Source organism: Sinanaerobacter sp. ZZT-01, from assembly GCF_035621135.1.
In the GTDB taxonomy this organism is placed as follows: domain Bacteria; phylum Bacillota; class Clostridia; order Peptostreptococcales; family Anaerovoracaceae; genus IOR16.
Genome location: NZ_CP141728.1, coordinates 809,924 through 836,078 on the forward strand (window position 1 = coordinate 809,924; position 26,155 = coordinate 836,078).

At 37.6% G+C, this 26,155-nt stretch carries 23 protein-coding genes and 1 tRNA gene; 6 read left to right on the top strand and 18 right to left on the bottom strand.

Features of this window, described 5'->3' with window-relative positions; translation table 11 throughout:
- Positions 1 to 76: 76 nt before the first annotated feature.
- Positions 77 to 1,489, bottom strand: a complete 1,413-nt coding sequence (locus U5921_RS04055) for a sensor histidine kinase (protein ID WP_324825197.1) — start codon at positions 1,487 to 1,489, stop codon at positions 77 to 79.
- Positions 1,490 to 1,543: 54 nt separating this feature from the next.
- The gene (locus U5921_RS04060) at positions 1,544 to 2,269 is read right to left on the bottom strand and encodes a response regulator transcription factor (protein ID WP_324825198.1); all 726 of its coding nucleotides are present in this window, start codon (positions 2,267 to 2,269) and stop codon (positions 1,544 to 1,546) included.
- Between the two features lie 189 nt (positions 2,270 to 2,458).
- On the opposite strand from U5921_RS04060, the gene U5921_RS04065 reads away from it, so the two are divergent.
- Positions 2,459 to 2,532 (top strand) — tRNA-Gly (locus U5921_RS04065).
- Positions 2,533 to 2,984: 452 nt separating this feature from the next.
- The gene (locus U5921_RS04070) at positions 2,985 to 3,143 is read left to right on the top strand and encodes a DUF6774 domain-containing protein (RefSeq protein WP_324825199.1); all 159 of its coding nucleotides are present in this window, start codon (positions 2,985 to 2,987) and stop codon (positions 3,141 to 3,143) included.
- A gap of 46 nt (positions 3,144 to 3,189) precedes the next feature.
- Here the strand turns inward: U5921_RS04070 and U5921_RS04075 are convergent, their stop codons facing one another.
- The 6 genes from U5921_RS04075 to U5921_RS04100 form a co-directional block, all read right to left on the bottom strand.
- Positions 3,190 to 3,576, bottom strand: coding sequence for a hypothetical protein (locus tag U5921_RS04075; RefSeq protein ID WP_324825200.1), 387 nt, complete (start codon positions 3,574 to 3,576; stop codon positions 3,190 to 3,192).
- Positions 3,577 to 3,713: 137 nt separating this feature from the next.
- Positions 3,714 to 4,115 carry a hypothetical protein gene (locus U5921_RS04080; protein WP_324825201.1) on the bottom strand — a complete coding sequence of 134 codons (402 nt, stop codon included), beginning with the start codon at positions 4,113 to 4,115 and terminating at the stop codon, positions 3,714 to 3,716.
- Positions 4,116 to 4,195: 80 nt separating this feature from the next.
- Positions 4,196 to 4,825 (bottom strand): DUF4397 domain-containing protein, encoded by a 630-nt coding sequence (locus U5921_RS04085; RefSeq protein WP_324825202.1) that lies wholly within the window; start codon positions 4,823 to 4,825, stop codon positions 4,196 to 4,198.
- Positions 4,826 to 5,083: 258 nt separating this feature from the next.
- Positions 5,084 to 5,332: a phage holin gene (locus U5921_RS04090; RefSeq protein WP_324825203.1), complete on the bottom strand. Its 249-nt coding sequence runs from the start codon at positions 5,330 to 5,332 to the stop codon at positions 5,084 to 5,086.
- A 24-nt stretch (positions 5,333 to 5,356) separates the two neighbouring features.
- Entirely contained in the window at positions 5,357 to 5,986 is a 630-nt protein-coding gene (locus tag U5921_RS04095) for a M23 family metallopeptidase (protein WP_324825204.1), read from the bottom strand.
- A gap of 111 nt (positions 5,987 to 6,097) precedes the next feature.
- Positions 6,098 to 8,647, bottom strand: a complete 2,550-nt coding sequence (locus U5921_RS04100; protein WP_324825205.1) for an FAD-dependent oxidoreductase — start codon at positions 8,645 to 8,647, stop codon at positions 6,098 to 6,100.
- A gap of 246 nt (positions 8,648 to 8,893) precedes the next feature.
- On the opposite strand from U5921_RS04100, the gene U5921_RS04105 reads away from it, so the two are divergent.
- Entirely contained in the window at positions 8,894 to 9,919 is a 1,026-nt protein-coding gene (locus U5921_RS04105) for a D-cysteine desulfhydrase family protein (protein WP_324825206.1), read from the top strand.
- Between the two features lie 113 nt (positions 9,920 to 10,032).
- On the opposite strand, the gene U5921_RS04110 is transcribed toward U5921_RS04105, so the two are convergent.
- From U5921_RS04110 to U5921_RS04125, 4 genes are all read right to left on the bottom strand, one after another.
- A complete protein-coding gene (locus tag U5921_RS04110) occupies positions 10,033 to 12,000 on the bottom strand; it encodes a fructose-1,6-bisphosphatase (RefSeq protein WP_324825207.1) in 1,968 nt (655 codons plus the stop codon).
- 176 nt (positions 12,001 to 12,176) lie between these two features.
- A complete protein-coding gene (locus tag U5921_RS04115) occupies positions 12,177 to 12,680 on the bottom strand; it encodes a hypothetical protein (protein ID WP_324825208.1) in 504 nt (167 codons plus the stop codon).
- 142 nt (positions 12,681 to 12,822) lie between these two features.
- Positions 12,823 to 13,233 (bottom strand): ACT domain-containing protein, encoded by a 411-nt coding sequence (locus U5921_RS04120; RefSeq protein WP_324825209.1) that lies wholly within the window; start codon positions 13,231 to 13,233, stop codon positions 12,823 to 12,825.
- On the bottom strand, positions 13,233 to 14,534 hold the full coding sequence (locus U5921_RS04125) for a phenylacetate--CoA ligase (RefSeq protein WP_324825210.1): 1,302 nt from the start codon (positions 14,532 to 14,534) through the stop codon (positions 13,233 to 13,235). Before U5921_RS04125 ends, U5921_RS04120 begins: the two co-directional genes overlap by 1 nt.
- Positions 14,535 to 14,829: 295 nt before the next feature.
- Here U5921_RS04125 and U5921_RS04130 point away from each other — a divergent pair, with 295 nt between their 5' ends.
- On the top strand, positions 14,830 to 16,023 hold the full coding sequence (locus tag U5921_RS04130; protein ID WP_324825211.1) for a pyridoxal phosphate-dependent aminotransferase: 1,194 nt from the start codon (positions 14,830 to 14,832) through the stop codon (positions 16,021 to 16,023).
- Positions 16,024 to 16,135: 112 nt separating this feature from the next.
- Complete coding sequence (locus U5921_RS04135; protein ID WP_324825212.1) at positions 16,136 to 16,810, top strand: YoaK family protein; 675 nt, start codon at positions 16,136 to 16,138, stop codon at positions 16,808 to 16,810.
- Between the two features lie 50 nt (positions 16,811 to 16,860).
- Here U5921_RS04135 and U5921_RS04140 read toward each other — a convergent pair whose 3' ends face one another.
- From U5921_RS04140 to U5921_RS04155, 4 genes are all read right to left on the bottom strand, one after another.
- Positions 16,861 to 18,225 (bottom strand): YjiH family protein, encoded by a 1,365-nt coding sequence (locus tag U5921_RS04140; RefSeq protein ID WP_324825213.1) that lies wholly within the window; start codon positions 18,223 to 18,225, stop codon positions 16,861 to 16,863.
- A 493-nt stretch (positions 18,226 to 18,718) separates the two neighbouring features.
- The gene (rsgA, locus tag U5921_RS04145) at positions 18,719 to 19,807 is read right to left on the bottom strand and encodes a ribosome small subunit-dependent GTPase A (protein ID WP_324825950.1); all 1,089 of its coding nucleotides are present in this window, start codon (positions 19,805 to 19,807) and stop codon (positions 18,719 to 18,721) included.
- Positions 19,808 to 19,938: 131 nt separating this feature from the next.
- Positions 19,939 to 20,361: a PspC domain-containing protein gene (locus tag U5921_RS04150; protein WP_324825214.1), complete on the bottom strand. Its 423-nt coding sequence runs from the start codon at positions 20,359 to 20,361 to the stop codon at positions 19,939 to 19,941.
- Positions 20,362 to 20,487: 126 nt separating this feature from the next.
- A complete protein-coding gene (locus U5921_RS04155; protein WP_324825951.1) occupies positions 20,488 to 21,270 on the bottom strand; it encodes a tryptophan-rich sensory protein in 783 nt (260 codons plus the stop codon).
- Positions 21,271 to 21,633: 363 nt separating this feature from the next.
- Here U5921_RS04155 and U5921_RS04160 point away from each other — a divergent pair, with 363 nt between their 5' ends.
- Positions 21,634 to 23,724, top strand: coding sequence for a methyl-accepting chemotaxis protein (locus U5921_RS04160; RefSeq protein WP_324825215.1), 2,091 nt, complete (start codon positions 21,634 to 21,636; stop codon positions 23,722 to 23,724).
- 87 nt (positions 23,725 to 23,811) lie between these two features.
- Here U5921_RS04160 and U5921_RS04165 read toward each other — a convergent pair whose 3' ends face one another.
- Together U5921_RS04165 and U5921_RS04170 are read right to left on the bottom strand one after the other, a co-directional pair.
- Positions 23,812 to 25,254 carry a sensor histidine kinase gene (locus U5921_RS04165; protein WP_324825216.1) on the bottom strand — a complete coding sequence of 481 codons (1,443 nt, stop codon included), beginning with the start codon at positions 25,252 to 25,254 and terminating at the stop codon, positions 23,812 to 23,814.
- Positions 25,241 to 25,936, bottom strand: a complete 696-nt coding sequence (locus U5921_RS04170; RefSeq protein WP_324825217.1) for a response regulator transcription factor — start codon at positions 25,934 to 25,936, stop codon at positions 25,241 to 25,243. Before U5921_RS04170 ends, U5921_RS04165 begins: the two co-directional genes overlap by 14 nt.
- Positions 25,937 to 26,155: the final 219 nt, after the last annotated feature.

Sequence of the window (26,155 nt, forward strand, 5' to 3'; positions counted from 1 at the left end):
TGTTTTATGAGAATTCCCTTCAAGTATATTTTTTCTTATTTTTTCAATACACTGTACATCTAGCCTTATTATGGTATTACAGCGGTAACTGCACCGTAAATTTTGTCCCTTTTCCCTCTTCACTTTCCACCTTAATATCACCGTCAAAAAGTGCAACAATGTGTTTTACAATTGCTAATCCAAGCCCTGTTCCGCCTACCTTCTGAGAACGCGATTTGTCTGCACGGTAAAAGCGTTCAAACAGTCTGGGCAGATGCTCCTGTGCAATTCCAATTCCGTTATCTTCAACCGCAATGCTGATTTTTTCTTCCAGCTTTTTCACGGTTACTTTTATCTTGCCGTTTTCATTGGAATACTTCATTGCATTTTCTATCAAGTTCAACATCATCTGCTTGAATCGGTCACGGTTTCCTCCAATGTAAATTTCATACGGATACGTGGTTTCAACCGATATTGCTTTTTTCTTCATTTCCGGTTCCAAAAAAACAATAATTTCTTCGATCACTTCTTTTACGTTAATGTCCGTATCCGTATTGATCTCACGACCGCCTTCAATATCTGATACAATTAAAATATCGTCAATCAGCCGTTTCAAACGGGAGGCTTCTACTGAGATAATGTCTAAAAACTTTTTACGAATCTGTGGATTTTCATCAGCGCCGTCTTGCAGCGTTTCTACAAAACCGGAAATTGATGTGAGAGGTGTTTTTAATTCGTGTGTTACATTTGCTACAAATTCCCGCCGAATGGTTTCTGCCTTTTCCATCTCTTCCACTGCCAAATGCAGCTGTTCTGCCATCTCATTCAACGTTTCTCCAAGCTCTTGCAGCTCATCATTCGTTTGAAAGCTTACTCTGCTTGTATAATCCCCTCCGGAAATTTTTCGAGCGTGTCCTACCAGCAGTTTAATTGGCTTCGTCAGCCAAAAAGCAAAGATGATACTGAGGATAATAGCAATGGCGACCCCTACAGCTGCGGATTTCAAAGCCGCTTCTTTCAAAAAATCTCCCATCATGTCCAAACGGTCAATTTCCATTGCCACTCGTGTAACTAAGACAAGCTCACCATGATCGACAAGGTTGACTGCAACATACAAATACTCTTTTCCCAACGTATTACTGGAACGATTGCTTGCGCCATAGCCTTTCTTTAAAGCATTCTTGATTTCTTCACGGTCTTTATGATTATCCATATCGACATAGTCTGCACCCATTTGCGAGTCTGCCAATATCATACCATCCGCTCTTACAAACGTAACTCTTTCTCCGATTTGTTCTGAAAAAACATCTGCATAATACTGATAATCAATCGTCAGTCCATGCTGTAAATCCTCTTCCATCGCCTGATTAATCAGTTTGCAGTAGCTTAAAAGTTCTCCTTCTTTTTGTGTCACCAAACTTTCCATATTTAAATGAAAGGATAAATAGCTGGTCACGATGACGCTGATTAGAATAAGGGATATGGACAAGGTTAGTATTTTACGTTTCATCTTAGCCTCCTGACCGTAAAGCCTATTTATCTTTTTCAAGGATTTTATCAATAATCATTGTTGCTTTTTGGTATTTCTTTCAGGCATCTTATAGCCAATTCCCCTTACAGTTTGAATGTATTTCCCTGTTCTTTCATCATCTTTTAATTTTTTGCGAAGATAACGAATATGAACATCCACTGTTCTTGTCTCTCCAACATATTCAAAGCCCCAAACTCGATCTAACAACTGATCTCTTGTGAAAACTCTTCCTGGGCTTTCCGCCAAAGTCAAAAGCAAGTCGAACTCTTTTAGTGTCAATGAGATGATTTCCCCATCCAATTCTACCTCATGGCGAAGTTTATCTATAATAAGGCTGTCCACTATGATGCGTTCTGATTTTGTCTGTTCCTTTATTTTATCTTCTCTGTCCTTTTGAGAGTAACGTCTCAGAACTGCCTTAATCCGTGCCATAAGCTCTCTTGGACTGAAAGGCTTTGCTAAATAATCATCCGCACCAAATTCAAGCCCCAATATTTTATCCACCTCATCGCTCTTGGCGGTCAACATGATGATCGGCGTTTTGTTTCCCTCTGCACGCAAATCTTTGCAAATATCATAGCCATTTTTTTCAGGCAGCATGATATCCAGTAAAATCAAATCAGGAAATTCCTCTCTTGCCATTCGCAAGCCTTCTGTTCCGTCTTCTGCCATCAAAGGCTCATAGTTATTCTGTATCAAGTGGTAGCTCACCAATTCCCGAATATTGGGTTCATCTTCAATCATTAATATCTTTTGCATTTATTCTACCCTCTTTGCCTATCGTTTGTAATCTTTTTATCCGCTATACAATTTCTGATCGTCCCAGTATAGACTCTGTTATTTTCATTATTATATGCGATATAGAAAAAAAATACAAATACATTGCAGTTTGTTCTCTAATTCCTCTTGAATAATATAAATAAATTTGGTATACTAAGAAAGCGTTGTGCGGGTGTAGTTCAATGGCAGAACATCAGCTTCCCAAGCTGAATACGAGGGTTCGATTCCCTTCACCCGCTCCAAAGCAGAGAAGCACCCTTTCGGGTGCTTTTTGTTTTGAGTTAGTACGATAACAAAGGAATCGCAGATTCCGGTCGCCTTTTTTCCCAAATCTACGCAGGGGATTTGCCGGAAAAACGGACAGCGTAGCGATTTTAAATCGCGAAGGTACCCGCTCCAAAACAGAGAAGCACCCTTTCGGGTGCTTTTTGTTTTGAGTTAGTACGATAACAAGGGAATCGCAGATTCCGGTCGCCTTTTTTCCCAAATCTACGCAGGGGATTTGCCGGAAAAACGGACTTTGAAATATTTAAGTTAAAATTGTAATATGTTGCATAAAAGGATGCCATTTTCAAACATATGCAACACGAAATGCAACATGAAAGTTAAATAAATCAGCCCCCTGTTGGACCGAAAGAAACTGTTATATATCACAAAACAATACCTGCATCATATTGTAATGTGAGGTGGTATTATGACTGCTCTGGAGCTGACTTACTTTATCACAACGGTTTCAAATTTAATCGCAAAAGACAAGACAGAAGATGAATTAACTTTGCTATCTGTCATGTTCACACAATTAGGGGACACACTGGCTACGATTTCTGTACTTATAGATACCGATTCCGAGTAACATCCGGATTTATTTTTATTTCACTTATTCTCCTTAACAGCCCATTCTATAAATAGGAAATAACACCCGGTCTTAACAGTACACTGTAAGTAATGATTAATTGTAATAGATGCATAGCTTGATCCTGCATCAAATTTATCATCTTTGCATTTGCTTTGAGGTGGTCGATAATAAAATGTATTGCACAATTTATAATAAAGAAAATAAGAAAAATTAAGTTTAACCGAAATTTAAATACGACTATAATTGGAAACATAATCATAAATGTCCAGCTAAAGGCGTGCACGCCCAACGCACATAAATAATCATACTGATACATAGGCTGCGGTGCATTGATCTGCCACCATTCTTTTTGTTTTCCCTTTGCCAACCATCCCTGTAAATAAAAATCATCTACAATATGCAGAAAAATCATTGTTAATAATACAAACATCTCCTACCCCTTTAACGTATTCTCAATTTTAAAATATATTTATACTAATATTTACATTTTTTAGGTGATTTATTCATGCATTAGTAAATTAAAATAGCCAGCCGGTTTTCCCAAAGCTGACTATACAAATCACTTTATTAAAAGATTCCAAATCCTCTCCGCATCAATTCATTCAGCAAAAGAAGGTCTACAAAATCCTGAAAAAGACCTCTTCTTCGGAAATTATTATTGCGGTTTCTTTGGGTAGGTCTTACAGACAAGTTCATTTTTGAACACGTTACATATTCCGTCAAGTCCGGATACATCGTACACACATTTGAATAAATGTCTTCACTGATTTGGTCAAACGATGCTTGGTCCGGCATCACTCTGCCGCACGAATCCATCTGATCACATGCAGACATTACAAAGGGCTGTACTTTATAATAGATTTCAGGATAACACAGATTACAAGGTGTATTCCACTTCTGGTCGCATTCTGTTTCAATTGGCTTATATGGTAATTGGCTCAGCCCCTGATTAAGATAAGTATTTTGCATTGTTCCCTCCTAATAAATTTAGAAAATAGTATTCTTAGGCATACTATGAGGAAAGTTCTTAAAATGTGAAATCAATTTATCTATTTGAAGCCATCCATTAGAAATACGGTTTGCAGCGGTGGTTCTCCTCCAAGTAACCCAATTAAGTAAATGGAGTAATAGGTATCTGCTTCCAAAACTATGTTCGGCACTTCCAGCAGTACCTCGGACGTTCCTGTTATTCGAATCTGCAAATTATATATGCCCGGATCAAGTGAAAGATAAGGAGTTATTTCACGATATGAAACATTACTGAAGAGTACCGTTCCATCCGTCAATGTAACATCAACGGAAGGTACATTAGGAGATAAATTGATAAAACAGAGCATTGATTTTTCAGGATTAATAATCAAGTGCGCATCCGGAATCAGTAAAAAATTAGCACCGTCTTCATTACTTGTTTTACTTCCTGCTAATGCTAATGTTATAATTTCATCTGTTGCAACAGAAACAAACCTTGTCAAAAGAATGTTGTTCGTTCCCGCTTCATAAATTGAAACCTTATAATTATTTTTCAACACAGGAAGGTATGCAGTTGCTTCTCCAAACACCAAATCCTCTGCAACCAATTTATCGTCTACATATATGTCTACACCGACTATATCCGGATCAGCATGGAAGATGCGAAAATAACCTAATTTAAAATAAACTTTACTCTTTTTTATATTCATAGTCCTACCTCATCCTATCTAAACATCATTTAATATACTACTATATATATGCGTCCATGCTGCTTTTAGGATAATAAGTTGAAAAGTATCTATAAAAAAGCAGTACACTCTTTTTTAATGTAAAAAAATAATTTTTTCTTGTCTTATTAAAGAAAGTTGCAGGATAGCATGCTATCCTGCAACAAATTTTAAACCTTAGAATATTCTCCTTATCATTGAAGAATCTTTAGGCTTTCCATACGCCAAAAAACGTTATTTTTATTCCTTTTCTTTATATTCCATAACGCGATCGCTGTCATTTGCTCCAGGGGTAGTTGGATCAACGACAATTCCAATCGCAACTAAAATATTCACTAGCAACCCAATTATTTGCATTACTTCATCCTGCGAAATAGATGTCGTAATACCAAAGATACCTAGTATTTGATATACAAAACTTGCTAAACAAGCCAGAAGCGCCGATAAAGTTGCTTTGTTTTTTAACCGCAGTATCCAGTTGATTTTCATCCTACATCGTCCTTTCTCTTCATGTCATCCATCGCTTTTCGCTTTGGATAACTGAATCATAGCTGCAACTTCTTCTTTCGTTGCATATTTTTTCGGGCCGGCGCCTGTTACAATTCCATCTGCGATGGAATTCTCCCAGTGCTTCTTTGCCCACGGTGAAGGCAAATTTTCACTCCCGTTTAATATCTCTCTGACGATTGCAATCACTTCTTCTCTTGTCATATCCTCAACTCTCTTTACCTTTTCTAAATATGGTTGTGGATCGACCTGTAAACCATTTATAATTAACTCAAAGTGCAGATGTGTTTTTACGGATAATTTGGTCTTATCACTCGAATTCCCCATCAAACCAATCTGCTGACCAGCCACAACTTTTTCGCCTTTTTTTATCGGACTCTGCTGTTTTAAATGCTGATACAGTGTCTTGTAGGTGCCATGATCAATGATCACGACCCAACCTCGATAGTCATTCCAATAGTTATTACTTACCTTTCCTGAACTGACCGAAAAAATTGGAGTATCCAATACACTTCGGTTGTTTCCAAGGTCAATTCCTTTGTGGTTTATCGTTGCTCCTAGAATCCCTATTTTTCTTTTTCCATACTTACTCGTAATTCGCATCGGGATTACCGGCAAATGATCTAATACAATCAAAATGCTTTCACCTCTCTTTATCCTATTCAAAAAGGAGCCCGAAGGCTCCTTTTTTAGTTAAAAAAGTTTATTTTTTTATAAGATGAAGCAAAATATCTTAGTTTTTACGATCTAGAAAAGAGATAGCATGCTTTTCATAGATTCCTGATCTTGGAACGCAGTGAGAAGCCTTGCAGACCGTCCCACATCACCGATGAGTATTCCACCGCAGAAACGGTCATTCCAGAAATACAATTTTTCGTAAACTCCTTTTCCATCATCTAAAAGTTCCACGCTCTTGTATCTTTTTTCCGGATCTTTCCCGTTGTCACCAATGGCAAATAAAGAAGTATTCATCCCATTAAATGCATTGGATGGTATGACTGTTTCATAAACGGCTTCATCTCCTGCCGCATTTGTTCCTGCAGTTTTACCCATTTCCAGTGACTGATTCCAAATTGCATAATTAATTCCCTTGAATTCTGCACAATCGCCACACGCATAAATGTCAGGAGAACTTGTCTGCATTTTCTCATTTACGATGATCGAGCGACCGCTTTCCAGTCCTGCATTTTTCGCCAATTCAACATTCGGCTTAATCCCTGTTGATAGAATGACCAAACCGCCTTTAATTTCAATGCCATCCGTCAATCGAATGCCCTCAGTATATTCCTCTCCAATGATTTCAGCAATACCAACATTCGTAAAGACAGAAATTCCAACCCGCTCAACCTCGTCTTGCAACAGTTCACTTCCACGTTCATCCAGCTGACGGCTCATCAATCCTGTAGAAAGCTCAATGACCGCTACTTTCATACCTGCTTGCTGCAATTCCCATGCAGTCTCAAGACCCAAGACGCCACCACCAATTACAATGGCTGATTCTGTATTTTCTTTGTACGCCTGAATCTGATGAACATCCGCTATATTTCGAATGGTAAATACGCCTTTTTTCTCTACGCCCTTAATCGGTGGAACGAAGCATTCGGCTCCTGTTGCCAGAATCAGTTTATCATAGCTTCTTGTTTCTCCATTATCGAGTGCTACTGTCTTTTCATTTGTGTGCAATTCTTTGACAGTTGCTCCCAGTGTTACTTTTATATTATTCGCTTGATACCATTCCGCTTCTTTTACAAAGAAATTCAAATCATCAATTTCTGTCAAGATTCCTTTCGTCAGCATCGGTCGATTATAGGTATTGACTTTTTCCGATGAGATCATCTCAATGGAACACACATTATTTCTTTTTCTGATTTCTTCACAAGCAGACATTCCTGCTGCACCATTTCCAATCACGATAAACTTCTCGTCTTTAGAAGACTGGAATGTCACCAAATCCTGCTGTACTTCAACAAATTGCTCCGGTCCTACACCGCAGACAGGGCAAGCCTGAGGCGGCTCATCTCCTTCTACAATTTCTCCGCAGATTAGGCATTTCCATTTTCTTGTTGCGCCCTTCACCGGCTTTGCATCTACGATTTTTCCTGCAAGTACAGAGGCTCCAAATCCAAATCCAAACTCAAAGCACTCTTGAAATTGTGCCAAGCTTGGCTTAAATCTGATACGAAGACCTTCTCCATACACCTTCATATTTAACTGTTTTAAACGTTCTAAAACATTTGGTACTGCTTCCCCGCTCCAGCCGTAAGAACCAAAGGCAGAAGCGAGCTTCTTCCCATGTGTTTTGGCGAAAATAGAGGTAAGCAAATCCCAAATCGGCTTTAAAGCATCACCGACAATCGTCGGCGTTCCAAATAATAGTCCATCTGCCCAATACATATCGTCCAAAACGGTTTTATGATCCGTCGTAACCAAATCATATAAACGAACTTCCATATCCCCTGCTGCCTGGATTCCTTTTTTTATTTCTTCTGCCATACTCTCGGTATATCCATAAGCAGAAACGTATGGGATCACAACCGTCTTCTTTTTATTTGGATTTATTTCCGTTGCCCATTCACGATAATACTCCACCACTTCCTTTGGATTCTCTACCAAAACAGGTCCGTGACCCGGACAAATCCTTACATAATCCAGCTCATCAATCTTCGCAATGGCTTTCAGCACATCTTGTTTAAACGGTCCCATGATATTATCAAAATAATAGCGAAGTGCTTTCATATAATCTTCTTTATTTTCAATTTTGTCATTCGTAACTTTTTCTAAAGAATAATGTGCGCCAAAGGAATCGCATGTAACCAGTGTTTTTTCCTCTTCAATATAAGTATATATACTATCCGGCCAGTGCAGATTCGGTGCATTTATAAAGCGAAGCGTCTTATCCCCTAAAGACAAAGTATCTCCGTCTTTCACTACAACCGAATGCAGATCCCGATTGCAGATTTCTTTTACAAAATTAATCGCAGCTGCAGAACCTACAATCTTAATTTTTGGATTCAATTCCAATAGCTTCGCAATCGATCCGGAATGATCGGGTTCAGTATGATTTACAACAATATAAGAGATATCTTCAATTGAAACCAATGTTTTTAATCTTTCTAAGTATTCATCAAAAAACTTCTCTTTTGCCGTTTCAAAAATAGCTATTTTTTCTGATCCTCGAATCAAATAAGAATTATAGCTTGTTCCAAATTCTGTATACATAATGATGTCAAATACTTTCAAGTCAGGATCCAATGTCCCAATCCAATGTAAGTCTTTTGTTAACTCTACTGTCTTCATTTTTACCCTTTCCTTTCTTTCCCCCATTCTATATCATCAGCACTTTTCATAACTAACAATATAACGTTTTTGTATATACCCGTTTTCTCCCTTTTAAAACCAAAATTATGCTTCTCTTTCCAGTAATTTAGGTATATAATGCAAGCAAGTACAGATTTCCCCATATTCTTTTAATATGCCGAAATGTATCTGTTTTCATTCTTTACAATTGTATCGTAACATAAAAATAAAAAGGAGAATATACCTATGTTGCTTAATCATGAAAAAATTAATTTTCTTCATCTGCCAACGCCTTTGGAATATTTGCCGACGCTCTCAAAAGAATTACAAATAGAGCTGTATATAAAACGAGATGATCTGACCGGAATCGGCATGGGTGGAAATAAACTGAGAAAATTGGAATACTTCCTTTATGATGCAAAACAAAAGGGTGCAACCACGCTCTTAACTTTGGGCGGAGCACAAACCAATCACGGCCGCCTAACCGCTGCTGTTGCTGCAAAGCATGGTATGAAATGTGTCATTTTATGCATTGATGAATACCCCGGTGAAGTATCTGCAAACATACTCTTAGATCGCTTGATGGGAGCAGAAGTTGTTCTAAAGAAAAGTGATGGCCGGGATGTTTCCCTGCAATACGATGAATTGACCAAAGAAATAAGCAAGCGGTATGAATTGGAAGGTGAAGTTGTATATCCGATCCCAATCGGAGGTTCCAACGAGTTAGGAATGTTAGGCTATTATGAATGTGCAATGGAGCTGACAAAACAGGCAGAGACTCTGGATTTAGAAAATGCTAGGGTAATTTCAACGGTAGGAAGTATGGGGACCTACATGGGACTTTTCTGCGGCTTAAAAAATGAGAATTCTCCTTTGGCTTTAACGGGTATTGCGATTCTGCCTTTTGAAGAAGAAAAAGAAATTCATCTCATGAACTATTTTAAAAAGATAAAAGATTTTTACAGTCTTCCTCTCACTCCGTCAGCATCTGATTTCGATGTAGAAACGGACTATATTCGAGAGGGTTATAACAAACCGAATCAAAAGGTTCGAGAAGCAATCTATAAGATGGCTCGCAAAGAAGCGATTATTTTAGATCCCTGCTATACAGGAAAAACCTTTGCCGCTATTTTAGATATGGTACAGCAAGGAAAAATAAAAAAAGGAGAAACGATTATTTTCCTGCATACCGGAGGTCAGCCGGGAATCAATACTCCATTCCACCGTATCGAGATGGAAAAAGAGCTCATTGATGGTGTCACAATTTTATAAATCGTAATCAACATGCTTTTAACTTTCTTCATATAATAAAGGCAGGTAAGGGGAATCTACTATGCTCTCCTTACCTGCTTTTTGTTTCTCTTCTTCCTATTTCTTGGCCATACTTAAGCTTTCTGTCTCACCATACCGCAGCGGTATGCATGCAGCAGCTTCTTCAGGTCTGCAATCTTTCCCTGCATCTGTCTGCCAAGATCTGTGTCTTTATTTAAGATACGTTCTGTAATGTCTTCTTTTGCAACCATTGTAGCATGAATATCCTTTTCCTGCTCTACCGCAATTTTAGCAGATTCAAACGGCTCATGTGATGTTAGAATAAAGCCGTATGAATTATAGATCAGCGAATATCCCGCAATCCCCGTCTTTTTTTGGTATGGCTTTGCAAACCCGCCGTCGATTACAAAAACTCTCCCGTTTGCATGAACCGGACTGGTTCCCTTGCTTACCGGCATATGTCCATTAATGATGCGCGCCTCACCTTTCGGCAGATCAAACTCTTCAACCATTTTATCCACAATTTCTTCATCATCTATGAGCTTATAATATGGATTTTTTGCTTCATACCAGGTTGATTCATCATCTATGAAGCAACGCTCAAAGGTTGTAATTTTTTTCTTTCCGAAAAGCGGTGACTTATATCCACACCATAAATACCAGAAATAATCAACCCCACGCTCTTTCTGCGGAGTTCCTTCTTCTCCAAAATATCCTTCGCGTACAATCTGCTCTGCGTGATCCAACCAAGCCTTTCCTTTCATCGTTCCGGTGCTTGTTTTGATTTCTGAAAAAGAACCGTCAAGCTCCATTGGGATACAGCCATGGAATAGCAGGTTATCATTATAGCAGCTATAGATATTGCCCTTTGCAAATAAAAATTGTATGTGCCGTTGCAGTGTTTCGCTCTCTAAAAATGCCTGCTGCAAGCGGTTCATTACTGCTTCTTCCGTTTCTGTCAGCTTATACGGATCTTCCGGATCAATCGTCGGGAAGAATTTATTGTTTAACTCATATACTTTTCCGTCTATCTCTACCGTTGCATTTTGATAATTTACCTTGTGCAGCAAACGCAGTTCATCCATTTCATAGAAGGGGTGCTTTTCAATCAATTGGCCTTCCAATTTGAACTGAATAATCGCGATCGCTTTATTAATTTTTGCAAGAGAATTCACATCACTGGCATATAATGCATCCGTCGTGCTTACCTTTGGTTTGAAATTCGGGCACGGATCATCCGCATAGGTGCTCAATGCAAAGGTTACCAAAGGCCGAATGCTGATTCCGTAGCCAACCTCCAGCGTATGTAAGTTATCATAGCGTGTGCAAATTCTTATAATATTGGCAATGCATGACTTATTCCCTGCTGCACCGCCCATCCATAAGATATCATGATTTCCCCATTGAATATCTACGCTGTGATGATTCATCAGCGCTTCCAAAATAATATCGCCGCCAGGGCCTCTGTCAAAAATATCGCCTATGATATGCAGACGGTTGACGCTGATTCGTGAAATCAGCTCTGACATTTTAATAATAAAATCATCCGCAGCATGGATTTCAATAATTGTATTGATAATGCTTTGCCGATACTGCAGCTTGTTTTCGCTCTCACTTCTGCTTAATCCGTAAAGCAATTCTTCTATAATATAAGCATATTCCTTTGGAACTTGCTTTCTTACATAAGATCTCGTGTATTTAAATGTAATGATTCCGCATAGTTCAATCAAGACTGCTAGTGTTTCTCGATAAAAGGCATCTAAATCGGAAACCTCCTGCTTCATAATCTCTAGCTTTTGCTCTGGATAATAAATCAAAGTGGCAAGTGACTTTCTTTGTTCCGGAGTCATCCGTTCTCCAAAAGTCTCATCAATCTTCAATTTAATAACGCCGGATGCATTCTTTATAATATGAAGAAATGATTCATATTCTCCATGCAGGTCACTGATAAAATGTTCGGTACCTTTTGGCAAATTTAAAATTGCCATTAGATTAATGATCTCGGTACTGGCTTCGCCGACAGTTTTATACTGCTCTGATAACAGCTCTAGGTACTTTAGATCACTTTGGCTAATTTCCATGTCTTTCCCTTTCCTTGTTTAAACTTTTCTGTGTCAATAAGTTTTTAAAATCAACTGATACTTCATCCTATGCATGAAAGCCATTTTGTATCAGAAGGCTTTATTATTTTATCATACTCCGTCAAATCCTACCAGCCTTTCTAGCATGGCAGCTTTTCAATGCACTTCATCGATTTCTATCGTTTTGATTCATATCCCTGCGGCGGACTATCCCAACTATAAGATTCTATGAAAAAACACCGTTTTGCATCGGGAAAATACAGAACAACTAAGTGGCTTCCGCTTTGTTTTTTATATTTTTGCAAAGAAAAATAGAACTCATCGAAAGGTGGGCAATAGCTTTTTGGAATGGACAAATCGCTTATTATCTCATTGGTATTATCTTCTAATGATGATTCTTTTGTGAATGAAAACCCTTTTACAAATGACTCCTCTGCTTCTGTGACTTCATAAAGGGTATACCCCATTCCCTTTGCATAGAAGCTGTCTGTATCTACGTGATAAATTTGCCGAAAACCAGCAGGAATGTCTATATCCCATGTATCTTCAATCGTTCTCGTAGGCGTAAAATAATATTTGTCAACTACACCAATCAGGAGCGGAAGCCAAAATGGAATGGATATAAGTATAAGAAGAACAGTTAAAATGTATTTTTCTCCTGCATCGCGATACTGTTTCATAATCCCCCCAATAATATTTTATTTAAATTTTTTACTTTAATTAAGCAAATCACATTTATTGATGTTAATTGTACTATGAATGATCGGATAAAACAAAATAAATTATAATTGATTATAAAAAAAAAGTGGCAATTGCCACTTTTTATTGTATCACTTTAATGCCTCGTTCTGAAAGAACCTTTGCTGCCTTTTCCATATGATCCGTTTTCAAAACAATATATGGAAGCTCTCTCATACGCATGACATAAGAGTAAATATAATCAATATTAATATCATTTTCGCTCAAAATCTGAAAAATTGCATCCAGACTACCCGGTTTGTCTTCCGGCTCTACCGCTAAAACATCACTTATCTTTGCGACAACTCCTTCTTTTGTTAATATAGCCACCGTCTCCTCCGGATTATCCACTACCATCCTTAAAATTCCGAATTCCGTTGTGTCAAAAACAGAAATTGCCCGAATATCAATATGGTTCTTTACTAATATAGAAGTCAATTTCGCCAAAGACCCCTTTTCGTTTGGGATAAAAATAGAAATTTGTTTTACCAGCATTATTTCGCCCCCCTCATATCAATAACTCTCTGCGCTTTTCCTTCAAAACGTGCTAAGCTTCTAGGCTCAAGCAAGGTAACTTTTGCATCAATGCCAAGAACGGTACGAAGTCTCCCTCTGATCGTATTTTTTAATTCTTCTAAAAGTGAGAAAGAATCCAAAAGATTTGCATCGACCAACTCAACATCTACTTCAATTTTATCAAGATAACCTTTTTTAAATACCTTAATTTGATAATGCGGCCCAATACCATTCGTATTAAGAAGTACCTCTTCGATCTGTGAAGGAAAGACATTAACGCCTCCCAGTATCAACATATCATCACTTCTGCCCTGAATCTTTGACATCCGAACCGTCGTTCTTCCGCATTTACACTTTTCATAGTGCAGCGAAGTGATGTCTTTTGTTCTGTAACGAATAATCGGCAGTGCCTCTTTCGTGATTGTTGTGATAACAAGCTCGCCTACTTCTCCTTCGCCCAGTACTTTACCCGTTTTCGGATCAATGATTTCCGGCAAAAAATGGTCTTCATTTATATGCATTCCACAAAGTGCTTCACATTCTCCGGAAACACCAGGTCCGATTAATTCACTCATTCCGTAATTTTCTGTTGCAAATAATCCCCAGCTGTCAACCAGTTCCTTGCGCATCGCCTCCGTTGAGCCTTCACCTCCGAATAATCCAATTTTTATATTTAAGTCCGTTTTCGGTTCAATCCCCATCTCTCGTGCAATCTCTGCCATATGAAGTGCATAGGAAGGTGTACTGATTAATGCACTGGTTCGAAAATCTTTCATAATCATAATTTGTTTCTTTGTATTCCCGCTTGACATAGGAATAACAGATGCGCCTACACGCTCTAGTCCCTGCTGCAAACCCAGCGCTCCCGTAAACAACCCATATCCAAACGAAATCTGAGCGGTATCTTTATTCGTAACACCTGCCATACTCACCAGGCGGGCGACACATTCTGACCACATATCCATGTCGTTTCTTGTATAACCGACTACCGTAGGTTTTCCGGTCGTTCCTGATGACGCATGAAAACGTACAATTTCTTCCTGTGGAGAAGAAAAGAGACCAAATGGATAATTGTCACGAAAATCCTGCTTAACCGTCATTGGAAGGTTTGAGACATCTTCCAGTGCTTTGATGTCACCAGGTTCAACTCCTGCCGTTTTGAATGCCTTCTGATAAAACGGTACATTATTATATACACGGGCAACGGTTTTCTTCAACCGTTCTAATTGAATTTCTCGAAATTGCTCTCTATCCAGAGTTTCCATATCACTCCATATCATTTTCCTACATACCTCCCAGTTCAATCTTGATAAAAAAAGAGCAGTACCTATAGCAAAATAGCAGTACCGCCGTACAAATTCCTTACTTTTTTCTATCCTACCAATCCACATAACTACTAGCTGTAGTGTACCATAGCTTGTTTTCCTTTTCAAGAAAAAAAACCACAAAAAATATTGTACTTTTTTTCATTACGGGGTTTCAAGAAATGTTATTTCTTGATATACTTATCGCAGTGGATATTTGCGTAAAAAACGTCAAATACAAAATGTAAATAGGAAAGTTGAGGTATTTCGCATGAAATTTTCAAGCAAGATTAAGCAATGTAATCTTTCCCCGATCCGTAAGTTCTACCCGTATACCGTAGAAGCTAAAAAAAAGGGAAAAAAAATCTATCAGTTGAACATCGGACAGCCTGACATTAAAACACCGGAAGCATTTTTTGAAGCTGTTAAAAACTTTAATGCCCCTGTTCTTGCATACGCTCCTTCTCCCGGTATTCCTGAAATGGTGCAGGCAATTCAAAAATACTATAAAGGAATTGGTATTGACTATGCGGAAAGTGACATTGTTGTCACAACAGGAGGCAGTGAAGCATTACAGATTGTCTTAAACTGTATCCTTGATAATGGCGATGAAATTATTATTCCAGAGCCTTTCTATCCAAACTACAATACCTTTGTAAAGGCAACCGGTGCGAATATCCGACCTTTGACGACTTCAGTAGATGAAGGTTACCGTTATGCTGTAAGAGAAAAAATTGAAGCTTGCATCAATGAAAATACTAGAGCAATTATGTTCACAAATCCAGGAAATCCAACCGGTGTTGTTTTGACACAGGAAGAAATGCGTTTAATTGCTGATATTGCTAAAGAGCACAATTTATTTGTAATCGGTGACGAAGTTTACAGAGAATTTGTATATGGCGGTGAAAAATTAGCCTCCATGGGACATTTTGAAGACATTCAGGATAATGTCATCATCATTGACTCTGTTTCCAAGAGATTCAGTGCCTGCGGTGCAAGAATCGGTACTGTCATTACTAAGAACAAAGAATTACAGCAGCATATTATGAAATTCTGCCAAGCAAGACTTTCTGTTCCAACCTTGGATCAAATTGCTTCCGCTGCACTTTATGGTGTTCCTGCAACTTACTTTGATGAAGTAAGAGAAGAATACAAGAAAAGAAGGGATACTATCTATGCAAAGCTTTCTCAGATTGAAGGTGTCGTATGCAAAGCGCCTCAAGGTGCATTTTATGTTATGGCAAAGCTTCCCGTTGAAGATGCAGAAGAGTTTCTTATCTGGCTGTTAACTGAATTTGATGATAACGGCGAAACAGTTATGTTTGCTCCTGGCGGTGGATTCTATGCAACTCCGGGTTCCGGTAAAAATGAAGTCCGCCTTGCTTACGTGCTCAATCAAAAAGATCTTGAAAGAGCAATGGATCTTCTTGCTCTGGGAATTAAAAAATATAATGAGACACACTGATCCAAAAACATTGTATCCCAACAAAATATTTCTTAATAAATAAAAAGCTGTTCTTCTGAAAAGAAGAACAGCTTCTTTCACTTTTTAACTTTTTTGTAAGAGGTTTTCTTATATGAAATACTTAGATTCCACCCCCCATCAGCCATCGGAATCCCTTCTTTTGGGTTTTCTTTTATCTTGTGTCGGAGGATTTCTCGATGCCTATACCTACATTTCGAGAGATCATGTTTTCGCAAACGCACAAACCGGAAATATCGTACTTCTAGGTATCAACATTATGCATCAGAACTGGAAAAGTGCTTCTTACTATTTGCTGCCGATTTTTGCTTTTATTTTTGGCATTCTTATCGTCGAAATGATTAAAAATCACCATATACAAAGAGAAAGTCTAATTCATTGGCGGCAAATTGTAATTGCAATTGAAATCATTTTTCTGCTTATTGTTGCATATATTCCCGTTGGGCCCGAAAACGCGATTGCAAATGTCATGATTTCTTTTGTCTGCTCGATGCAAGTGGAAAGTTTTCGAACCATAAATGGGAAATCTACTTCAACGACAATGTGTACCGGAAATTTAAGAAACGCTTCTGAACAGCTTTACTACGGCTTACGACATAAAGAAATGGATTCTATAAAAAAAAGCTTTCATTATTTCTTTTTCATTCTTTCTTTCCTCTTTGGCGCTATTGTCGGAAGTTACATCACACTTCACTTCATGGAAAAATCTGTTCTTTTAACATGTGCGATGCTTACTGTTGCATTTATTTTAATGTTTAAAAAGAAATAGAAAAGGCAGATAAAATTATCTGCCTTTTCTATTTCTTTATTACTCTTTATCTAAACTAAATGAAGAAGATACCTTCCTATTAAAGATGCAATAACGAGACTAATCAGCGTCCTTTCCAAAAATATTACGAATAACTCCCACAGTTTAACAGGTATTTTTGATCCAAGGATCAAAGCACCAACCTCAGACATGTAAATCAACTGTGTAACCGATATCACCGCAACTACAAAGCGGGTCAGTTCACTGCTAATTTGTGCACCAGCAATGATGGCCGGAACAAACATATCCGCAAACCCCACTAAAAGAGAAGTGGAGGCCGTCTCTGCTTCCGGCAACTGTAAAAAATTCAGCAGCGGAACAAATGGCTTGCCCAGTATGGCAAAAATAGGGGTATATGTACACACGATTAAAATTACAGTACCAAATGCCATAACAATAGGCATAACGCCAAACCACATATCTATGGCATTTTTGCACCCATTTCCAATAAATTCTTTAAATCCACCGCTTGCATGAGATTTTTCAATTGCCTTATGAAACGCCCAGCTTCCTGTTGTATGACCTTTCGGAATCGATTCGTCAGGTATATCTCCATCCCCAAAGTATGTATCTTTTTTCACGGATAAAGGAGGAATACGAGGAATAATAAGGGCAATGATAACACCGATAAAGCAGATACTTAGATAATATGGAACAAACATGTGCGCCATGCGAACTTCTTCAATGACGACTAAACAGAAAGTAATGGATACTGCGGAAAAGGTTGTTGAGATAACAGATGCTTCACGAGCAGAATAATAACCTTCTTCATATTGCCGTGATGTCAGCATAACACCTAGCGTACCGTCACCCAGCCAAGAGGTCATACAGTCTACCGCAGAACGTCCCGGAAGCGTAAATATCGGTCTCATAACTTTAACCAATAAAGTTCCCACATACTCTAGTAAACCAAAATCCAATAGCAGTGGAAGCAATAGACCTGCAAAAACAAAGATAAGAACAAGTGTAGATAATAAGTCCATAACAAAGGAACCCGTATCGGCAGAAATAACATATTCGGGACCGGTCCCTGTGTAAACCATTAAAATAAAAATCATACCTAATATTCGTGCGATCACCCATATAAGCTGTACATTAAAAAACCCGTTAAGGCTCTTACTTTCTAATATAAATTTAGGTTTGAAAAAATAAGCGATTAGACTGCCAAGAGCAGATATACAAACAATAAAAGTGCATAGTCCGGGAAGAAACGCTCCCAATACGCGTGACATTACTTTTGCAACAAGCGCAATAGGTATTGTAAAATTCCCTTCAAATTGAATGGGAATCATAAACAAAATAATGCCTAATACAGATGGAATAATAAATTTTAATACATCAATCTTTTTATAAACAGGTTTGGTTTGATTTTCCATTTTATAGAGCACCTGACCTTTCAAAAAACATTTAAAGAATTAATTATTAATCTATCTTAAAATATTATAATATCAAGTTTGATGCTAACACCAAGAAAATATAAAGTCAATACTTTCAAAAAAGCATATGTAATTAATTGTAATTTCAAATTTTTAAATATTGCAAATAATGAATAACTTTTCATTATTTAATATATGTTACTTCAATTACTTTCACTACAATTTTATTGAATTAATATATTTTTTTAAATAAAAACAAATTTTTTAAACCAAACATATAAATTATCCTGTTTTTCTTTATATTACAACAATTAATGATATTTTATTTATATTATATTTATAAATTGTTATTCAAAGAAAAAAAATAAATATTTTTTTCAGAATTACTTGTCCCATAAAAATATACTCCTCCTTACGATATATCATTTTTCACTGACTACCATAAGGGGAGTATATACTTTTAATTTGGAATCCTAAGTCTCTTCTGTATTTTTTAATATTTTATGCTTCGTTTATTATGCTTCTTTATATACTTTCTTGCATTCTTCATGCCACCGAATTCTTGGAACATCGAATTCAGCTTTTCTGTTTCTATTTGTTTAGATGTCAATCCATCATAACGTGCCTCTTTTTTAAGCTTATGATAACTTTCCAGTCTCTTGCGATCAACTTCTCCCTTTTCAATTGCGTCCCTTACTGCACATCCCGGTTCATCCTTATGGGAACAATCCTTAAATCGGCACGACTCAGCTAATTTTTCTAAATCTGCAAAAGCCTTTGCCAAATCAACTGAATCAACCCCTAATTCCCGCATTCCCGGTGTATCAATAACAACTCCACCCTGTGGAAGGGGAATTAATTCTCTGTGCGTTGTTGTATGTCTCCCTTTATCGTCTTTGCCGATTTCAGAAGTCAAAAGAATTTCTTTCCCTGCTAGACGATTGATCAGCGTTGATTTTCCGACTCCAGAAGAGCCAATAAAAGAAGCCGTTACACCACGTTTGAAATATTTTAATAATTGAAGGTATGAATCCCCCTCCATTCCGGAAGCGACTATGACATCAACACCAATTGCTACCTGATCCATTTCAATAAGCTTCTGCTCAATATTGATACATAAATCCGACTTTGTCAGGATGATAACGGGGGTTGCTCCGCTGTTCCATGCAATCGAAAGATACCGCTCCAGCCTGCGCAAATTATAATCAAGGTTTAATGACATGCAAATAAAAATATAGTCAATATTTGCAGCAACCACCTGCGTTTGATCTTTTGCGCCGACAGAAGTCCTTTCAAAAGAGCTTTTTCTGGTAAGCACATTATGGATCATCCGATTTCCTGACTGCTCCTTAGCTTGATCCAGCATTACAAAATCACCAACTGCAGGATAATCACACAAGTAACGTATCTCATAACGAAATTTACCGGATACCTCCGCAAAAACTTCTCCCTTATTTGTTATAATCTTATACAGCTTTCTATATTGAGAAATGACTCTCCCCAATTCAAAAGCAGGATATAAGCTTGCTTCCCCTAAGAAGCGCTCGCTTACTCCATAACAATCTAATTTATTCAATGATATAATCCTCCTAAATACAATTTAAATGCGTTTGGAGGTATCTTGTAAGAGTATTATTTTACACATACCTCCATGTGTACTACAATCTCCATTTTCATTCCTTTTCTATACATAAAAGATCTCCTTTCCATTATTTATTTGGTCGCAATTACACCGATACCAATCAGAATAAAGGCGATTGCCATAATAATTCTGCCATCAAAATACGGTACAAATATTTTCAAAAGCAAGTAAAGTCCTAAGAACAAAAATACTGCTCCGATTGCCAGCTTTGAGCTATGTCTTCCTTTTTCTGTCGTAGACGATTTTTCCTCTGCCGCATTATATTCACCGTTTTCGTAGGTTGAACCATACTCTTCGTTCATCATTTTTATCGGTCTTTCCGGTATTACAATTGCTGCTATAATATAAGCCCAAATGCTTGCGCCAGCCATAAAAATAAATACAACCGCCAGCAAACGAACGATCACAGAATCAATTTCAAAGTATTCTGCAATGCCGCCGCATACTCCCATAATTGCACGGTCGTCTCTCGATTTATACAATCTCTTTTCCATTAATGCTCCTCCCTTTTTTCTTATCATATCATTATCTCGCTTTTCAATTTTCCTGTCAACTATTATAAAGACAAAAAACGACAATTTAATCTTTCTGTAAAGGAGAAGCAGTCGCAGCTTTTGTATTTATTTTTTCATGCGAAGTTTAGAAAGAAATAAGTATACTTCCGCAATGAATAATAAAAGAATGGCTACAGACACAGTTAAAATAATAGCTTTATATTCCCCCTGAAATCCGCTTGGTGACAGCTGTTTTATTAAAATCCCAATGAATCCCCATATTACAGCAAAACCATAAGCCATATCTCTATACAGCAGCATGGTCAGAATACCGATGATTGCTCCCAATGAAACTGCAATTACGGTCCATATCACTTCTGAAATACCAAATCCGTCCCATTTTAGATAAACAAGAAGCGTCGCCACATTTGCAATGGTCGCTACCGTTATCCAGCCAAAATATATACTGAAAGGCAAACGAATGAAAAACCATTCCTTTAAAGAAAATTGCATTTTTGCATTCTCCGATGCAATCTTTATTAAACAAATTAAAATAAGGAGCATGCAGATCATTGAGAAAGGAATTTTAAAATAATGCCAGCAAAGGATCCAAGCCGCATTTGACAATGACGAAATCAAAAAATAAATTCCGATTCGGTTCATCAGCTGTGCCGTAATATTTCTTCCTTTATAAATAAACTGATAAATAGTGTAGCCAAAAAGAAGTAAATAAATGAGGCCCCAAATAGCAAAAGTAATCGGCGCCGGTGTAAACAAATTGGCGTAAAAATCGGCTACCTCAGCAGTCGTTACACCATTAATGGGAATTGCATTTGCAAGTATATTGACTGCTATCATCAATATAAAAGTAAGCAGAACCGACACTCTTATTTTAAAATCAACTTTCATCACATCACCCCGTCCTTTATTTGATTCGCATCTATTATTAGCATTTTTCAGCTAAACTTATTTTGTTCTCTGTCAATATAGTTTATTTATCTTATTGTGGTTTCATTCCTCCTCTAAAATACACTTTCTCAAAAAGACTTTTTGACAAAATTATAGGGTATAGATAATACAAAAATTACCATGTTTTACTCTGGTCTATCTTTATTGACCCGCTATTTTTTGCATGATATACTTACTAAACTTAATTTATATCTTCTTACAATTTTCTAAAAAAACAATTCGTTTCAAGAATTACAAATGGGGTAATAAGTGTTTATAGAGATTGGCAATGATTAAAATATTAGACTTAGGAGGTTCTGTGACATGAAATCATTAAAAAGCAAGCTAATAATTATCTTTACAACACTGATACTAATTTTAACATCTTCTTTAGGAATATCCTCCATTTACCTGACCAGTAAAAATTTAATTACCGGGACTCATGGTGACCTAAAAGAAATTGCAAAACAAGAGGCGAATTATCTTCAATCCGAAAACAACGGTGAGCTTACTTATGTGGATGCCTTAGCGCAAAATCCAATGCTCACTGATGCTGACGCTTCTTTCGAACAAAAATCAACATTTTTCGAATCAGAAGCAGCGAGAACAGGATATCTAAACTTTGGATTTATCGACAAAGCTGGTAACAGCATTGCCTTTGACGCAAAAAAAGAAACCGCTAATTACGCAAATCAAGAATTTTTTAAATCCGCTATGAACGGTCAAATCGCTGTTTCTGATCTGATTGTCAACAGCTCAACAAATGAGTTAGCACTTATTTACGCTGCCCCCGTTTATAAAAACGGACAAGTCTCCGGTATCTTTTACGGAACAAAGAACGGGCAAATTTTATCCGACATTGCCAGCAGGATCAGTTATCGTGAAACCGGATATGCCTATATCATAAATAATCAAGGTACTATGGTGGGTCATGAAAATAAAGATTTAGTTTTAAGTAAAGAAAACTTTATTGAAGATGCCAAAACTGACCAGGCACTTGAAGAATTAGGCGCTTTAACAAAATCCATGACCAATCGTGAATCAGGAAGCGGAGAATATACATACAACGGCATTAATAAAATTGTTGCCTATGCTCCTATTGAGGGAACCGACTGGATTGTTGCTGTCGGAATTGAAAGCAGTGAAATTCTAAAAGAGATCAATGCAATTAAATTTTTATTAGTCACCTTTTCCTTGATTTCCCTTATTATTGGAGTTGCCGTTACTTATTTCATAAGTTCGAAGATTACAAAGCCGATTAAACAAGTTACCAATGCGGCTCAAAAAATTGCAAACGGTCACTTTGACGTAGAACTTTCTATCAATTCAAAAGATGAAGTCGGTCAACTTGCGAATGCCTTCAATCTTACAATTCAGCAATTAATGAATTACCAAGGATACATTGATGAAATTTCGAACGCACTCAATAAAATATCACAAGGCAATCTTATGATTGAATTGCAAAAAGATTACGTTGGTCAGTTTTCCAAGGTGAAAACAAATATGCAAGCCTTGCTTTCTAACCTAAATGCTACTTTCTTACAGATGAATCAATCAGCTGATCAAGTTGCCAGCGGTTCGGATCAAGTTGCAAATGGTGCACAAGCTCTTTCACAAGGTGCAACCGAGCAGGCCAGCTCAATTGAAGAACTATCTGCATCTATTTCTGAAATCACTACTGAAATTCAGCAAAATGCAGACAATGCAAAGCAAGCAAATGAGATGACAGAACTAGCCGGAAAAGAGCTTCAGAAGAGCACGGATGAGATGAACGATATGTTAAAAGCAATGAGTGATATTACATTAAAGTCGAATGAAATATCTAAAATTATTAAAGTCATTGATGATATTGCATTCCAAACAAATATTCTTGCGTTAAATGCTGCAGTTGAAGCTGCACGTGCCGGATCTGCTGGAAAGGGCTTTGCAGTTGTTGCCGACGAAGTCAGGAACCTAGCAGGTAAATCCGCCGAGGCTGCTAAAACCACAACCTCACTCATTGAGGAAACCATCTATGCTGTTGAAAATGGTTCATCCATTGCCAATCGAACTGCACACTCCTTAGAATCCAGTGCAGAAGTAGCCGCTAAAACAGTGGAGATCATAGATCAGATCACAAAGGCATCTGACCATCAGGCAACTTCTATTGCTCAAGTTAATATGGGAGTCGAACAAATATCTGCGGTAGTGCAAACAAATGCTGCAACTGCTGAAGAAAGTGCCGCAGCAAGTGAAGAGTTATCCAGTCAATCAAACCTTTTAAAGGAGTTAATTGCAAGATTCAAATTGAATCAATCCGAGGATATCCATGTTTCCGATTACAGTGATTTGATCGACCATACAAATACGAACTTTACCTATGAGGAAGCATTTACAGATCATTTTGACGATGCTTCGTCCAGTAATAAGTATTAACGTCCGCCTTTTTTCTATCAAGCAGCAAATCACATGAAAATGTGATTTGCTGCTTGATTTTTATTCTTGAAATAAGAGTCTGCTCCGTTACGACATAGGTAGTTCAAATGTAAATTCTGCGCCGCCGTCGCTATGATTTACAACCGATAGTTTGATATTATGCCTTTCTGCAATTTGCTTTGCAATCGCAAGTCCCAGACCTGTTCCTGATTTATTTTGCGTTCCCTGTGCTTTATAAAACCGCTCAAAGATATGCGGAATATGCTGTAATTCGATTCCCGGACCATGATCACGAATCAGAACTCTTTGTCCGATCACCGAAATATGCACCGCTGTATTCTCCGGTGAGAATTTAATAGCATTATCCAAAATAATGAGAAACATTTGACGCAGCCTGCCATAATCCCCTTGGATGCACATGCAAGGCTCCGGCATCTCTGTTTGAATCTCTATCTGTTTCTCCTGCGCAAGCTGCTTCGCACTTCTCGCTGCATCAGAAAGAACATCGCAAAGAATAACAGGTGACAGATTCACGATAAAATCGGCATTTTGAAGTCTTGATAAGTCTAATAAATCGCCGACAAGCCGCTCTAAAAACCTCGCTTCATCAATCATTTGAATATAATATTCTTCAACTTTCTGCGGTTCAGTTACTACTTTTTCATGTAACGCTTCCAACGAACCACGCATAACCGTAATCGGCGTTCTCAGTTCATGCGAAATGTTAGCGACAAAATCACGACGCAGCTGCTCTAATTTCTCACTCTGCCTGCTTGCTTCTTTCAATCGAGCGGCAAGCAAATCTAAAATATCAGAAAGCTCTCCGATCTCATCTTCTCGATTGATCCCACACTGTACAAAATAATCTCCCTGGGAAAGGCGCAATGCTACTTGTTTCATCCTTGAAAGCGGTCTTGTAAAAGAATAAGAGAGAATGATTGATAATATTGAAGTGACTGCAAGTGCTAAAACAATACTGATGCCCAAAATACCAAGTCCTCGATTGACCGCGTCCGCTGATCCTTCTACAGAAGAGTGAAGAAGTACAACACCCCAAATACCTCCATTTTCATTTTTAATCGGTGCGCCTACAGTTAAGGTAGGTTGTGACAATATATTACTAAAGTCTTTGCTGAATGTCGTCTCACCTTGCAATACCTCATCAATCAACTCACTGGCGTTTTCAGGTAAATCGGTAAAATTATATCGCCCATTCATCATTTTGTTTCCTTTACCTACCGTGAGTAAATTAAGGTTTTCATCTACAATCCACACATCAGTATTTGCAATTTCACCAATAAAGCGTAAATACGCCCCATATCCACCCATATGGTTTCCAAACCCATCAGTACCTTCGTCAGATAACGCTTTCGCTAAGGATTCTGCGTAATTTTGAAGTTCATTTTTATGAACCTCTACCGTATAATTTTTAAATAGGACAAGAAAAACACTTCCTATTATAAAGGAAAACAGCAAGAGCGCTGCTGCAAAATTAAAACTTAACTTTAATGCAATTTTACTTTTTTTCATCTGCAATCACTCCAAACTTATATCCGACACCCCATATTGTTTTAATATCCCATGTGGGGTGCTCATATTTCATAAGCTTTGCACGAAGCCGCTTAATGTGACTGTCTACTGTTCTATCGTCTCCCAAATAATCATATCCCCAAAGGCTGTTTAAAAGATTCTCACGAGAAAAGACCTTATTCTTTGCTGTAGCCAGAGTCCAAAGAATTTCAATTTCTTTTTTTGTTAAAGGCACTAAATCATCATTTACGATTACCGTATAATGATCCAGGCTGATCGTTAAATTATCATAGATAAAAAGCTGTTCCTGTTTTTCCTCTCTGACAATACGGCGCATGATTGCTCTGATTCTCGCCATCACTTCTCCCGGGGAGAACGGCTTTACAATATAATCATCTGCACCGATCTCTAAGCCCATAATTTTTTCGAAATCTTCACCGCGAGCGGTAATCATTATAATCGGTACATTGGAGGTAAGACGGATTTCACGGCAGACGGAGAAGCCATCTTTTTTCGGCATCATGACATCAAGCAAAATAATATCCGGCTTTTCTTCTTCGAATTTTCTGATCGCCTCTTCACCATCCGTTGCTATGATCGTCTGATATCCTTCTTTTTTAGCGTATTCTTCTAGGATTGATCCTATTTGTTTATTGTCATCCACAATCAATAGCTTTTCCATAATCAGCCCTCCTTACATAACGACCATTACTATATCAATCACTTATGTCTTTTCAATGTCAGAATCAACTTATCTTTTTATTATATCTGATTTCCTGTCTGTTTTAAAACTAAAAAAGTTGACAAGCTCTCTTGTGAAAACGTGTCAACTTACTATTTATAGCGAATTATAGTGGGTTTTAGGATTATCTTTCAAGTGATTTTCTAAAGTACAAAGTGT

Excerpts from the sequence above, each read along its gene's own strand:
- U5921_RS04170 (WP_324825217.1), bottom strand. The coding sequence starts at position 25,936 with ATGGAAAAGCTATTGATTGTGGATGACAATAAACAAATAGGATCAATC.
- U5921_RS04100 (WP_324825205.1), bottom strand. The coding sequence starts at position 8,647 with ATGAAGACAGTAGAGTTAACAAAAGACTTACATTGGATTGGGACATTG.
- U5921_RS04160 (WP_324825215.1), top strand. The coding sequence starts at position 21,634 with ATGAAATCATTAAAAAGCAAGCTAATAATTATCTTTACAACACTGATA.
- U5921_RS04070 (WP_324825199.1), top strand. The coding sequence starts at position 2,985 with ATGACTGCTCTGGAGCTGACTTACTTTATCACAACGGTTTCAAATTTA.
- U5921_RS04090 (WP_324825203.1), bottom strand. The coding sequence starts at position 5,332 with ATGAAAATCAACTGGATACTGCGGTTAAAAAACAAAGCAACTTTATCG.
- U5921_RS04115 (WP_324825208.1), bottom strand. The coding sequence starts at position 12,680 with ATGAAACAGTATCGCGATGCAGGAGAAAAATACATTTTAACTGTTCTT.
- U5921_RS04140 (WP_324825213.1), bottom strand. The coding sequence starts at position 18,225 with ATGGAAAATCAAACCAAACCTGTTTATAAAAAGATTGATGTATTAAAA.
- U5921_RS04055 (WP_324825197.1), bottom strand. The coding sequence starts at position 1,489 with ATGAAACGTAAAATACTAACCTTGTCCATATCCCTTATTCTAATCAGC.
- U5921_RS04150 (WP_324825214.1), bottom strand. The coding sequence starts at position 20,361 with ATGGAAAAGAGATTGTATAAATCGAGAGACGACCGTGCAATTATGGGA.
- U5921_RS04155 (WP_324825951.1), bottom strand. The coding sequence starts at position 21,270 with ATGAAAGTTGATTTTAAAATAAGAGTGTCGGTTCTGCTTACTTTTATA.
- U5921_RS04130 (WP_324825211.1), top strand. The coding sequence starts at position 14,830 with ATGAAATTTTCAAGCAAGATTAAGCAATGTAATCTTTCCCCGATCCGT.
- U5921_RS04075 (WP_324825200.1), bottom strand. The coding sequence starts at position 3,576 with ATGTTTGTATTATTAACAATGATTTTTCTGCATATTGTAGATGATTTT.
- U5921_RS04165 (WP_324825216.1), bottom strand. The coding sequence starts at position 25,254 with ATGAAAAAAAGTAAAATTGCATTAAAGTTAAGTTTTAATTTTGCAGCA.
- U5921_RS04125 (WP_324825210.1), bottom strand. The coding sequence starts at position 14,534 with ATGATATGGAGTGATATGGAAACTCTGGATAGAGAGCAATTTCGAGAA.
- U5921_RS04085 (WP_324825202.1), bottom strand. The coding sequence starts at position 4,825 with ATGAATATAAAAAAGAGTAAAGTTTATTTTAAATTAGGTTATTTTCGC.
- U5921_RS04060 (WP_324825198.1), bottom strand. The coding sequence starts at position 2,269 with ATGCAAAAGATATTAATGATTGAAGATGAACCCAATATTCGGGAATTG.
- U5921_RS04080 (WP_324825201.1), bottom strand. The coding sequence starts at position 4,115 with ATGCAAAATACTTATCTTAATCAGGGGCTGAGCCAATTACCATATAAG.
- U5921_RS04105 (WP_324825206.1), top strand. The coding sequence starts at position 8,894 with ATGTTGCTTAATCATGAAAAAATTAATTTTCTTCATCTGCCAACGCCT.
- U5921_RS04110 (WP_324825207.1), bottom strand. The coding sequence starts at position 12,000 with ATGGAAATTAGCCAAAGTGATCTAAAGTACCTAGAGCTGTTATCAGAG.
- U5921_RS04120 (WP_324825209.1), bottom strand. The coding sequence starts at position 13,233 with ATGCTGGTAAAACAAATTTCTATTTTTATCCCAAACGAAAAGGGGTCT.
- U5921_RS04135 (WP_324825212.1), top strand. The coding sequence starts at position 16,136 with ATGAAATACTTAGATTCCACCCCCCATCAGCCATCGGAATCCCTTCTT.